General features: G+C 66.6%; 12 protein-coding genes. 3 read left to right on the top strand and 9 right to left on the bottom strand.

Going from position 1 to position 12195, the window contains the following annotated elements; genetic code table 11:
- Positions 1 to 2: 2 nt before the first annotated feature.
- The 6 genes from BST17_RS13970 to BST17_RS13945 are packed head-to-tail and all read right to left on the bottom strand — an operon-like array spanning position 3 to position 6090.
- Positions 3 to 257: a hypothetical protein gene (locus BST17_RS13970; RefSeq protein ID WP_083058978.1), complete on the bottom strand. Its 255-nt coding sequence runs from the start codon at positions 255 to 257 to the stop codon at positions 3 to 5.
- A gap of 13 nt (positions 258 to 270) precedes the next feature.
- Positions 271 to 1101, bottom strand: a complete 831-nt coding sequence (locus tag BST17_RS13965; protein ID WP_083058974.1) for an LLM class F420-dependent oxidoreductase — start codon at positions 1099 to 1101, stop codon at positions 271 to 273.
- Positions 1098 to 2564, bottom strand: a complete 1467-nt coding sequence (locus tag BST17_RS13960) for an MFS transporter (RefSeq protein ID WP_083058970.1) — start codon at positions 2562 to 2564, stop codon at positions 1098 to 1100. Before BST17_RS13960 ends, BST17_RS13965 begins: the two co-directional genes overlap by 4 nt.
- Positions 2561 to 3097 (bottom strand): DUF302 domain-containing protein, encoded by a 537-nt coding sequence (locus tag BST17_RS13955; RefSeq protein ID WP_083058966.1) that lies wholly within the window; start codon positions 3095 to 3097, stop codon positions 2561 to 2563. The genes BST17_RS13960 and BST17_RS13955 overlap by 4 nt, the downstream gene beginning before the upstream one ends.
- A 49-nt stretch (positions 3098 to 3146) precedes the next feature.
- A complete protein-coding gene (locus BST17_RS13950) occupies positions 3147 to 4724 on the bottom strand; it encodes an FAD-dependent oxidoreductase (protein WP_083058962.1) in 1578 nt (525 codons plus the stop codon).
- 19 nt (positions 4725 to 4743) lie between these two features.
- Entirely contained in the window at positions 4744 to 6090 is a 1347-nt protein-coding gene (locus tag BST17_RS13945; protein ID WP_083059248.1) for an SCP2 sterol-binding domain-containing protein, read from the bottom strand.
- A gap of 148 nt (positions 6091 to 6238) precedes the next feature.
- Here BST17_RS13945 and BST17_RS13940 point away from each other — a divergent pair, with 148 nt between their 5' ends.
- The gene (locus BST17_RS13940) at positions 6239 to 6883 is read left to right on the top strand and encodes a winged helix-turn-helix transcriptional regulator (protein WP_083058960.1); all 645 of its coding nucleotides are present in this window, start codon (positions 6239 to 6241) and stop codon (positions 6881 to 6883) included.
- Positions 6884 to 7348: 465 nt separating this feature from the next.
- Here BST17_RS13940 and BST17_RS13930 read toward each other — a convergent pair whose 3' ends face one another.
- On the bottom strand, positions 7349 to 7552 hold the full coding sequence (locus BST17_RS13930; protein ID WP_133053546.1) for a hypothetical protein: 204 nt from the start codon (positions 7550 to 7552) through the stop codon (positions 7349 to 7351).
- Positions 7553 to 7660: 108 nt separating this feature from the next.
- On the opposite strand from BST17_RS13930, the gene BST17_RS13925 reads away from it, so the two are divergent.
- Both BST17_RS13925 and BST17_RS13920 read left to right on the top strand, forming a co-directional pair.
- Positions 7661 to 8527, top strand: coding sequence for a universal stress protein (locus tag BST17_RS13925; RefSeq protein ID WP_083058947.1), 867 nt, complete (start codon positions 7661 to 7663; stop codon positions 8525 to 8527).
- Positions 8527 to 10038, top strand: a complete 1512-nt coding sequence (locus BST17_RS13920; protein ID WP_083058943.1) for an APC family permease — start codon at positions 8527 to 8529, stop codon at positions 10036 to 10038. Before BST17_RS13925 ends, BST17_RS13920 begins: the two co-directional genes overlap by 1 nt.
- 3 nt (positions 10039 to 10041) lie before the next feature.
- Here the strand turns inward: BST17_RS13920 and BST17_RS13915 are convergent, their stop codons facing one another.
- Together BST17_RS13915 and BST17_RS13910 are read right to left on the bottom strand one after the other, a co-directional pair.
- On the bottom strand, positions 10042 to 11352 hold the full coding sequence (locus tag BST17_RS13915) for an HNH endonuclease signature motif containing protein (RefSeq protein ID WP_083058939.1): 1311 nt from the start codon (positions 11350 to 11352) through the stop codon (positions 10042 to 10044).
- 52 nt (positions 11353 to 11404) lie between these two features.
- Entirely contained in the window at positions 11405 to 12175 is a 771-nt protein-coding gene (locus BST17_RS13910) for an SDR family NAD(P)-dependent oxidoreductase (RefSeq protein ID WP_083058935.1), read from the bottom strand.
- Positions 12176 to 12195: the final 20 nt, after the last annotated feature.

Here is a 12195-nt window from a genome sequence, read left to right as displayed (position 1 = left end):
CGTCACAGCGGTACGACCTCAGCGAACGTGAACGCGATGAAACCGTGCGTCACGAAAGGCAGGCGCGCGAGGTTCGCTTGCACCGAGGCGAGATCGGTTCCGTGGGCAATGCCGATGACGCCTCCGCCGTCGCACCGACGGTACGCCGCGGATATGACGCCCTCGGCACGTAACTCGGCGAGAGCCCTGTCCTCGTCGGCGCGGTAGGCCTCGATGCCATCGGACTTCAACATGCCTGCTGTGATCAGGAAATTCATCGGGTAGCTCCTTCTATTGATTGAGTGATCGGGCGAGCTCGGTGAGGGCCGGAACGAGGTTTTCGGGCGTGGTGAGGACCTGTAGCGGTACGTGGTCGGCACCCGCGTCCAGATGTCGGGTAACTGCAATAGCGATGCGGTCTGTCGCACCGTGGGCGACGACGGCGTCGACGAGACGGTCACTGCCCGGCCTAGTTAGATCGGCTGCGGTGAATCCCATTCGGGTGAAATTGGTGACGGCGTTCTTGAGGCCGAGGTACGTCGCCAGCGTCTCGCGAGCGACGGAGCGGGCATGGTTGGCATCGCCGCTCAACACCACCATATGCTCCGGTGCGAGAAAAGCGTTGTGGCCGACGATTTTGCGCGCGCGGGCCGTGTGCTCTGGAGTGGTCAGATAAGGGTGAGCACCTGCGCTACGGCGGGCGGCCACATCGAGTAACCGGGGGCCGACCGCGGCCACCACGCGCCGATCTGGCGGTACCCCGTACTCGTCCAATCTATCGAGATATTCGTTCAGGGCGTCTATCGGTGTGCGATAGGGCCGGTCAGCCTCTGGATGTCCGACGCCGATACCCAACAGGAAGCGGCCGGGGTAGGTTGCCTCGATGCGGTGATAAGCCTCGGCGACGGTACTGGCGGGTCCGGTCCAGATGTTCACGATCCCGGACGCCACCTGGAGGGTGGTGGTCGCTGCCAGCATAGGCTCTGCCCATTCCAGACCTGCTGACGGCGACCCGCCCACCCACACTGCGCCGTAACCCAACGCTTCGATCGCTACGGCTTCGTCTGCGCTGACCGCTCTTCCGAACACCCCGAAACGACCGAGATCTGGCTTCGTTCTTATCGGTAGTCAATTTCCATTCCCTCCTGGGTTTGTCTGGCAAGGCCTTGCTGTGCCTCGATGACGCATCGGCGCTCCAGGACGATCAGTGCCGCGCCGATCAGCGCGGCGACCGACCCCGTTGCCGCCAGCAGCACCCAGCCGGCCCGTATCGAGGCCAGGTCGACGGCCGCCCGCATGCCATGTGCACCGATGACCGTCACCGTCAGGGCGATGCCGAGCACCGACCCGATCTGACGTGCCGTGTTCAATAAGGATGAGCCCGAACCCCATTGGCGGGACGACAGCGCGGACCCTACCAACGATGACAGTGTCGGCAGGATCAGCCCGACGCCCAGACCCGTCAGCAGCTGACCCGGTAGCAGCCCCGTTGCATAATTCGGTTCGGATCCGAGTCGCCACAGCCACCAGCAGGCTCCGGCGGCGAAGCTGAGTGCGCCGAATGTCGCCGCGGGTCCCGCCCCGAACCGGCCGGAGACCCGGCTGGCCACCTGGGACACCACGATCACGACGAGCGGACCCGCCATCAGGCCGAGGCCGGCGGCTTGGGGCGACCATCCCCAGATTGACGTCAGGTATATGACGTTGATCAATAGCATGCCGGCAAACCCACACGAGAATGCCAGCAGCATCACGATTCCCAGCGAGAAGACCGGTGCCCGCAGCACCGCGAGATCCAGCGCTGGGACGGCGTGACGGCGCGACCGCAGCACCACGAGGAGCAGACCCAGAACGGAGACGATGAATCCACCGAGCACTGTGGCGCCCCGCCAGCCATTGTCGGGAATCTCCACCAGCGCACAGGCCAGCGCGCCTATTCCCATGATCAGGGCGGTCGCACCCAGTAGATCGGGTGTGCCGGACCGCTCGATGTCGGACTCCCGGAGCAAAAGTGCCGCTGCAACGAAGAGCCCGACCCCGATGGGAACATTCACCATAAACACCCACTGCCAGGACACCGCGACCAGAAAGCCGCCCAGCGGCGGACCGAGCGCGGCGGCGACCGCTCCGACCGACGCCCAGGTTCCCACCGCTCTTTCGCGCCGGTCGGCGGGCCAGGCGGCCAACAGCAACGACAACGAGGTGGGCGTCATGAGCGCCGCACCGATGCCTTGGACCGCGCGGGCGGCGACCAGCCCCCAGAGACTGGGTGCCAGCGCACACGCGGCGGACGAGATGGTGAAAACCGCCAGTCCGGTGAGGAACACGCGCCGGTGGCCGTAGCGGTCGGCCAGTCGACCCGCCAGCGACAGCACTGCGGCGAAGACGACGGTGTAGCTGTTCAGGATCCACGACAGCTGCCCGAAGTCGGCCCCGCTGAACGTAGCGCTGATGGCCGGGAACGCGATGTTGACGATGAACAGGTCGAGGGTGGACAAGAACGCGGCGGCCGACGTGATCACCAGGACCGCATGCGGCCGGGCGGAACCCGGTGGCGACTGGTGCGCGTCAGCGGTTCCGGTCACTCGTCATCCGGCACGAGCTGTTCGACGACTGCTACACCGATTCCGCGCAACAGCCCGGACACCTTGTGGTCCAGCAGGATTCCGGTGGCGGCCACATCGGGATGGTCCAGTCCGGCGAAGACCGTCGACGGTTGGTCGATGCCGAAGACCGCATGACCGGCGTCGTCGGTGAACACCAGCACGCGCAGCGGCGCATAGAGCAGCGCATTCGGGTTGTGCCGGTACATGGTTTCGGCAATGACGTGATTACCCAGCAAGTACTCGACCGATTGACCGGCATGGCCGGCCACCGCCATCACCGGGGTGGCCTCGATGATCGCGTAGAGCATGAGGTCGTAGGGCGCGTACGCGGCGACCTCGGCCTTCACATCTGCCCAGGATCCGCCCCTTTCGGCGATCTTCAGGTACGGGGCGGGATCGAACAGGGGTGCCGCAGCCTCGAACGCGGCACGGAACTCGTCGAAGGGTATGCCGGTGCTGATGTTGAGCCGTGTCATGGTGTGCTCAACTCGGTGGACGGTCACCTCGGACATCTCGTACTCCTGCCGTTATTTGGCGTGTGGTGGTGCGGCCGCGACGCCATCATGCGCGCGCAACCTGAAGCATGTCGGCCACGGCATCGAACTTCACCCGCGGCCGCCGTTGTTCGGCGCCACGTGCACGCTCTTCGGCGTCGATCGCCCGCCACCCGAGGGCGTCGACGGCACGGACGCCGCGCGCACCGAGCAGTTCTGGGAGGTCGACGTCGATGACACCGCGTGCCAGCACACCCGCATCGAAGTCCGCCCAAATCCTGTTGACGGTTTCGCGGGCGCACTCCCGGTTGGTACCGATGACGCCGTTGGCGCCCCGCTTGATCCACCCCGTCACGTACGCACCGGGCACGGTGCGCCCTCCATCGGTGACGCGGCCACCGTCGTTGGCGATGACCCCGGCGGTGCTGTCGAACGGCAGCCCGGCGATGGCGTCACCGCGATAGCCGATGGACCGCAGCACAAAGCCGGCTTCGATGAGGCCACTCGCTGAGACCTTCACGGCCTCCACCCGGCGCGTTCCGATGAATTCGATGGGCACGGTGTCGAATCGGAACACGATGCGCTTGTTCGACGGGTTGGTCGGCCGACTGGACAGCTCCGCCAGCACGCGCAGCTTGGCGGCAGTGTCGACATCGTCGTCCTTGGTCGGTGCCAGGTCCCGCGCCTCGACGACGATGTCGGTTCCCGGAAGATGGCCCAGCGCGATCAACTCGGCCGCCGAGAAGGCGGCATGCCGTGCCCCCCGGCGGCCCAGCAGGACCACCTCACGAATAGCGCTGTGCGCGAGCGCTTCCACGGCGCGGGCGGGGATATCGGTGTGCTGCAGCTGCTGTTGCGTCATGAGCAGGATACGGGCGACGTCGAGGGCTACATTGCCGTTACCGACGATGACAGCGCGGGGCCCGCGCAGGTCGTAGCGATCGTCGGCGCGGTCGGGGTGCCCGTTGTACCAGGCGACGAACTGGGAGGCGGCGTGGCTGCCGGGCAGGGACTCGCCGGGAATACCGAGATCGCGACTGCGCGACGCGCCGACAGCGTAGATGACGGCGTGATGGGATGCGGCGAGCTCATCGGGGGTGAGGTCGCGACCGACCTCGACGTTGAGATAGCACCCGACTCGGTCGTCGGCGAGGATGGTCTCGAAGCTGTCGGTGATGGCTTTGGTGTGCTGGTGATCCGGCGCGACACCGGCGCGGATCAGACCGTAGGGGGTGGGTAGCCGGTCGAACAGGTTCACCTCGACCCCACCCACCCGCAGCAGGTCGCCGGCGGCGTACAGGGCGGCCGGTCCGGTTCCTACGATGGCGACCCGCAGCGCGCCCGCCGGGACCGGCGGATGGCTGGGTTCTGGGATGGCGTAGGTGACGACCAACGGGTGGCGGGCGAAGTAGTCGGCGTTGAGATCGCGGAAGCTCAGCTGATCGGCCGGGAGTTCGTCCGCGGGGTAGATGGCGTCGACGGGGCATTCCGCCATGCAGGCCCCGCAGTCGATGCAGACCTCCGGGTCGATATAGAGCATCGGTGCGCTGCCGGCGTCGGCCGGGTCTGGACGGATGCAATCGACCGGGCACACGGCGACGCAACTGGCGTCCTTGCAGCAGTTCTGGGTGATGACGTGGGCCATGTGGATCCGTTCCGCTCGTCTATGAGGGGAAGCAGCGGCTGAAGGTGAGCAAGAGTTTGGGCGAACCGCGGAGGGTGATGCGCAGCCGCAGCAGTGCCGACACCAGCGAGGTGTGTCCGTTCAGGAACCGGATCCAGGTCGTCGAGTCGGCGCTGATCCGAAGGTCGGCTGTGCCGTCATGGCCGTCGGTGACCGTCAACGTGCGGTCCCGGATGACGATGGTGACCTTGCGAGGTTCGGCCCCGGTGAAGGTGAAGTGGTAGGTCGCCGAGACATCCTTCGCCTGCTCCCGCTGGAAGATGACCGGTAGTCCCTGCACGAACCCGGCAATGCTGTTCGCACGCAAACTCTGCCCCACCTGGGTGATCCGCTTGTGCGGGAACCGTTTGGCCACATAGCTTTCGGCGTCCGAACCGGGGACGACATAGATGGTTTCCTCCTTCAACTGGAGGGGGCGGACGACTTCGGCGAGATGAGTCTTGCGGTCATCGAGCCAGGGCCGGATCACGTCCTCGCCGGCCGGGCAGACCGACATGCAGTACGCCGCCTTGTAATTGGCGCCGAACGACAGGCTCTGCCATACCGACGCGGTTTCGTTGTCGGGCACCTTCGAGCGGTAGTCCGTGGCGTTCTTGCTGTCGGCGACCTGGCCCACCCAGTCGCCGAAGCCGCCCATGAACTCGCGATAGTTGTGGGTGTAGCAGGCCGAGAAGTCGAAGTGGCCGTCCGAGGCGATGGCACCGGTGGGGCATGCGGCGACGCACAGCTTGCAGTCCAGGCACGGGTTGAAGCCGATCGGCGCTGATTCGTCGCTGACCACGGCTTCGATCAGGACCGTTCCCAGCAGGATGAAATTACCGAACTGGGGATGAATGACGTTGCGGTGCAATCCGATATGTCCGAGACCCGCGGCGACCGCAACGGGTTTGTGGTTGACGACCCAGGTCTTGTTCGGGAACCTGTCCATCTCCATGGGGAAGCCCATCGCCGGATTGATGGCCCGGATGCCCATCGTTTCCAACTTCGACACCACGGTGCGCCCGACCTCGTCGGAATGGTCACCGGTGTGATGAAACTCCAGATTGGCCACCGAACGTGCCGGGGTGCGGATGTTCTCCCGGTTCATCCGGCACACGAAGCTGATCAACGTCTTCACCCGCGGCATTGCCGAGCGCAGGTCGTCGCGTTGTTCGGCGATTTCGTCGCGGTCGATGGCCACGAAGCCGACGTCATCGGCTCCGGCATCGAGCACCAGTTGGCGTAGCCAGGCCGCGTCGAGTGCCTGGGCGGGCGCAGCCGGCTCGTCTTGGCTTTGGCGCACCAAGGCGACGGTTGGGTGGCTGTCGATCTTGCTCTGCTTGGACATCTTGACCATTCCGTCGGAGTGGGTGAGCCGTGACGATCGTCGGCCGCGTTGTGGCAATCATCCATTCGGTAGACAAGAAAATCAAGCTAAAAGTTGATAATATCGTCCGCAAAGGGCGGCCTGCCGCAATGTCCACTAGATTCGGAGGATGGCTGTGCAGAAGACCTATAGCCAAAACTGTCCGGTGGCCCTGGGGATGGACGTTCTCGGAGAGCGCTGGACCATGCTGATCCTGCGCGAGTTGTTCGGCGGACCGCGGCGCTACAGTGATCTGCGCGCCGAATTACCGGGAATCGCCACCAACCTGCTCGCCGACCGGTTGAGGGCGCTGGAACAGGTCGGACTCGTCCGCCGAACCGATTTGCCGCCTCCGGTCGCGCGTACCGTCTACGAACTGAGCGATACCGGCTGGCGGAAAGTGGCCCCGGTGCTCAAGGCGGTGGCCGCCTTCGGAATGGACCGTATCGGTGACGGTGGACTCGCCCAGAAACCGTTGACCGGCTTTCTGGCCGGCGTGCTGGCCGGCTTCGATCCGTTCAGCGCCGCGGATGTCGTCGCGTCGTATCGTATCGAGATCGACGGGCGGACCTTCGACTTCGCGGTCGACCGCGGCGAACTGGCCGCTCCACACGGCACGGCGACCGTCACCGTGCAGGCGACCGCATCCGACCTGACCGCCATCCGGACGGCGACCAACGCCGCGAGTCGTAGAGCGGCGCTTCGCCGGATGACCTTCGCGGGCGACGCCGCCGCGGTGGCTGAGATGCGGCGCATCTTCCACTTTGTCGCATGACAGGCGCGCTCTGCCCGTTCGGTGTCGGCCGGGCCAGATCCAGGCTCGGCTCGGATTGCGGGTTGACCGAGGCGTCGATGTCGAAGACGACGTGTGATCGGCGCCGGCCGGAGAACCATTCGAGGCCGCGGCCGTGAGAGTCCTGGGCGACGCCCTGCATCAGCAGGACGGGTTCGCTCCGTTCGCATTCGAGGTGTTGGGCGACCTTGACATCGGCGGGCGCGCCCTGCACCTGTCGGGGACCGCCGCGGGACAGCTCGCGGCGGGCTGCCCGATTGCGGCAGCCGGGTCGGCGCGGAGGTCCGAACCCACGATCGCCGGAGCGACCTTCGGTCGGTGGCAGGAAACTGTAGCCGCCTACGCGAGCACGATGTCGCTGAGAAAGACGCGCGGGGTCGGCCACTGCGGTCCTGGCGGCCGTCGAGGACGCCGTGGTGATGGCCCTCGCCCGAAGCGGATCAGCCGCTAGGTGACTGCAGGCGCCTTTACCACCAGCGATTCGTCCGCGACCGGGAAAGGTTGCCGGTTGGCCGTGATCAGGCCGGCCGCGACCAACGCCACTGCCGTGCACAGTGCTGACACTGCGACGGCGGAGCTACCCGCGGCATAGCTGACGAGCGCCAACACGAAAGCGAAGGCGCCGGTCAACAGCAAGGCTACGTATTTCACCAGCGCGTGGTACCCCCTCGCCGCCGGCGCCAAACCCGACGCATCATTCGACTGATTCCGTAGGGGCAAACCCGTGTGCGGAGGGCCGCGCGTTGACAGGATGTCGCCATGAGACTGGCAGTCGGATACCTGGCCATCCCCGGCGGCGCGGATGCGGTCGCCCTCGGCGTCCGCCTGGCCCGCAGCCTCGGCGCCGAACTGGATCTGTGCCTTGTGCTGCCCCTGGATCGCGGAATCCCCCCCGCGGTCCCGCAGGACACGCTGGCCGAGCAGGCCCACGAGTGGCTGGCCGAGGGCCTGGCGTCGGTGCCCGACGACGTGGTGGCCCACGGGCATGTCAGCTTCAACGAGTCGGCGGCCGAGGGGCTGATCCACGAGGTGGCGCGCCTCGGTGCGGCCGCCGTCATCGTCGGCGGCTCCGGAGGCGGCCTGGTCGGCAATTTCTCGCTGGGATCGGTGGTCAACGAGTTGCTCTACTCCGCACCGGTGCCGGTCGCGGTCGCCCCGAAGGGCACCAGGCTCTCGACGGTGCCGCGGGTTCGCGAGGTGACCTGCGCCATCGGTGAGCGTGCCGGAGCCGACACGCTCCTCGACGCCGCCGTGCGGGCAGCCAGGGCCGCCGATGTCCCGTTGCGATTGGTCTCGCTGGTGGCGCTCGATCCGATGTACGGGACCCTGCGCGGTGACGCCGATGCGGTTCTGGAGCGGGCGATGGCACACGCCCATCACGTGCTGGAGGAGGCAAAAGCTTATTTGTCCGAAGGCTTCTCGGTGACCTCCATGGTGGCCGACGGCGGCTCGGTCGAGGATGCGGTGAGTAAACTGCCCTGGCACGACGGTGATCTGATCATGGTCGGGTCCAGCAGGCTGGCCGCGCCGCGGCGGCTGTTCCTGGGCTCCACCGCCGCCAAGATGTTGCGTGTGCTGGACGTGCCGATGGTCGTCGTTCCCCGATCCACCGAACAGGAGGCCTGATGACCACGCATGACACCGGGACCGTCTCGAAAGGACTGGCCGCCGGAAAGGTCGGTACGCTGTCCGGAGCCATGCTCGGGATTTCGTGTGTGGCACCCGGTTACACGCTGACCGCCAGCATCGGCGTCATCGTCGCGGCCGTCGGGCTGAAGATGCCGGCGATCTTCATCGCCGGGTTCATCCCGATGTTCCTCACCGCCTACGCCTACCGCGAGCTGAACTCACGCACCCCGGATTGCGGTGCATCATTCACCTGGTCCACCAAAGCTTTCGGCCCCTACGTGGGCTGGATGTGCGGATGGGGCATGGTGGTGGCCTCGATCATCGTGTTGTCGAATCTGGCCGCGATCGCCGTCGAGTTCTTCTACCTGCTGATCGCGCGGGTTTTCAACCAACCCGGCGTCGCCGACCTCGCGGGCAATGTGGGCGTCAACATCGCCACCACGCTGGTGTTCATCGCGCTGGCGACGCTGATCGCCAGCCGCGGCATCACCACCAGCGAGCGGGTGCAGTACGTGCTGGTCGGCTTCCAGCTGGTGGTGCTGGTGGCCTTCGCTGTCATGGCTTTCGTGCATGTGGCCCGGGGTGACGCGCCCGCCGGTCTGAGCTTCGACCTGGATTGGTTCAACCCGTTCACCGGTCTCACACTGGCGGTATTCGCGGTCGGTCTCACCGGTTCGATCTTCGCGTTCTGGGGGTGGGACACGTGTCTGACCCTCGGGGAGGAGTCCAAGGATCCGACCAAGGTGCCGGGGCGGGCCGGATTGCTCTGCGTGACATCGATTCTGATCACATACCTGCTGATCGCGGTCGCGGTGATGATGTACGCGGGCATCGGAGCCGAGGGTCTGGGTCTGGGTAATCCGGACAACTCCGAGAACGTGTTCGGCGCGCTGGCCGATCCGGTGCTGGGACCGTGGTTCGGGCCGTTGTTGTACCTGGCCGTCTTCGCCTCATCGGTGGCCAGTCTGCAGACCACCTTCCTGCCGGCCGCCCGCGCCATGCTCGCGATGGGCGCCTATAAGGCTTTCCCGTCCCGCTTCGCAGAGGTGAGCCCGCGCTTCTTGACCCCGGTGTACTCGACGGTCGTCGCCGGGGTGGTGACCGGCGGCTTCTACACGGTGGTGAAGCTGTTGTCCGACAACGCGCTCTGGGACACCATCGCCGCGCTGGGCATCATGATCTGCTGGTACTACGGCATCACGGCGTTCGCCTGTGTCTGGTTCTTCCGGCGCGAACTATTCACCAGCGCACACAATATCGTCTTCAAGTTCCTGTTCCCGCTGCTGGGCGGGATCATGCTGGCCACCGTGTTCGTCATCGCCATCGGGGAAAGCATGAACCCCGAGAACGGCAGCGGCGCAGCGATCGGCGGCATCGGGCTGGTGTTCTTCATCGGCTTCGGAATCCTGGCGCTCGGAGCGGTGCTCATGCTGGTGATGCGGGCCCGGCGCCCGGACTTCTTCCTCGGAAGGACACTGCGCCGCGACACCCCGGCGCTCACGGAGTAGCGCTCAGTTGTCGGCAGCCTTGGGTTCGAAGGGTGTGTACCACCACCAGTGGGCTTTCTCGCCCGATGGTCCGCGGCATGGTGCGACATGCGGTGGCGGTCCGGTGGGTGGGCGTGCCAGCGACGCTGAGGTCAGGGTGCGGCCCTGGGAGTCGGTGACGGTCAGCGCCTCGGCGGGCCCGGTCAGGGTGATCTCACCCTTGTGATGCAGGCGGTGGTGAAAGGGGCACAGCAACACCAGATTCCACAGCTCGGTGGGCCCGCCGTGCTCCCAGTGCACCAGATGATGGGCATGCAGCCCGCGGGTGGCCCCGCAGCCGGGCACCACACAGGTCGGGTCGCGGTGCTCCAACGCCCGCCGCAACCGTCGGCTGATGGTGCGGGTGGCACGCCCGGAGCCCATCGGCACACCGTGGCGTTGCAGCCACACCTCACAGGTGGCGTCACACAGCAGGAACTGACGATCAGCATCGCTGAGCACCGGTCCCAGGTGCAGGGCCGCCGATGCCTTCTCGATGTCGTAGTGCACCACCACCGTGGTGTGCGCCCCGTGCGGCCGCGCGGCCGCCTCGGCGTCCCAGCCGGCCTCGATGACACTCATGAACGCGTCCACATTGTCGGGGAACGGCGGCGCCGGATCAGTGGGCACACTGACCTGATCCTCGATCCGCACCTGCGGCACGGTCGCGGCGTCACGGTCGGCTTGGGCGTCGCGGTCGCGTCGCCACTGGGCGATCAACCCGTCTTTGCGCCCGTCGAGGGCGGCATTGAATTTCGCGGCCTCCAGCTTGGGCAGCCGGATCCGGTAGCTGGTGTACCCGTCTTGCTCGATCCGGCTGAATGACCGTTTGGGTTCCGGTGCGGGTTCGGGGTCGGGGCGGGGTTCCTGTTTGACCGCGGTGCGCAGCTGGGTGACGGTGGCGGTTTTGGCCAGCTCGGCGTAGTGGTCATCGGAGCCGTCGGCGGCGTGTTCGGCGATCACCCCGAACTGGTCGACCGATAACTGCCCTGCACGCAGGCTGTCGGCCAGGCGGGGGAACGCCTCGATGCGTTGGGCGATCGCGACCATGACTTGGGCGTTGCGTGGTGACATGCCGAACCGCCAGGCCACCAGCTCCGGGAGCGATCGGCATCCGGTGTCACCCCACAGCGAGGGGCCGTCGCCGCCGTCGATCTCGGCGACGATGTCCACCAGCCGCCCGTCGAGGGCGTTGCGCTGGCCGATCACCTCGGCCGCCTCGGCGTACAAGCCCAGCAGCCGGTCCGACACCGCATCCGCCGTGTCGGCGGCGAAAACGTCTGTGGGAGGCGGCATACCACGATTCTAGAGACGGGGTCCGACAAGTAACCGTTGGTTCAGATCGTCGTCAGACCCATGTCCCGCCGTCCACCCGCAGCGTCGCACCGGTGACGAACGACGCCCGGTTGCTGAGCAACCATGCTGCGGCCTGGGCGATTTCGTCGGGCCGCCCGGCCCGGCCCAGCGGGGTGTCGGCGATCAGTTGGGCGATCACGCCCGGGGTGGCGTCCTCCCACTGCTGGATCATCTCGGTCAGCGTCGGGCCCGGCGCGATGGCGTTGACGCGGATGCCCTCGGGGCCATAGGTCACCGCCGCCGACTCGGTGAGGCTGTTCACGCTGCGCTTGAGGGCTCCGTAGGCCGGCAGATCCGGGTTGCTGTGCAGCGCACCGATACTGGAGGTGTTGACGATGGCCCCGGCCCGCGATGTTGCCCGGATCGCGTCGACCTCGGCGGCCACCGACAACCAGAGCCCCTTGAGGTTGACGGTGTAGGTGCGGTCGAGATCGTCCTCGGTGACGGTGTCGAGCGGCCCGGGTGGGGTGAGCGTGGCGGCATTGTTGAACGCGACGTCCAAGCGGCCCCAGAGTTCGACGGGGCGGTGCACGGCGGCGCGGATGCTCGCCGCGTCGGCCAGGTCGCACACGATGTATTCGGCGGTGCCGCCGGATGAACGGATGTCCTCGGTGACGGCCTTGAGCTGACCGTCGGTGCGGGCTGCGAGCAGCACCCGGGCTCCCTCGGCGGCGAACAACCGTGCCGCGGCCGCTCCGATACCGCGTCCGGCACCGGAGATGAAGGCAACCTTGTCGGCCAGCAGGCCTGCAGTGGTGGTCATGAAACGAGCCTGCGTCGGCG

Source organism: Mycolicibacterium bacteremicum, assembly GCF_002086115.1.
GTDB classification, from domain to species: Bacteria; Actinomycetota; Actinomycetes; order Mycobacteriales; family Mycobacteriaceae; genus Mycobacterium; species Mycobacterium bacteremicum.
The sequence above is the reverse complement of the archived record's forward strand: the minus strand, read 5'-3'. Positions and strand labels throughout refer to the sequence as shown.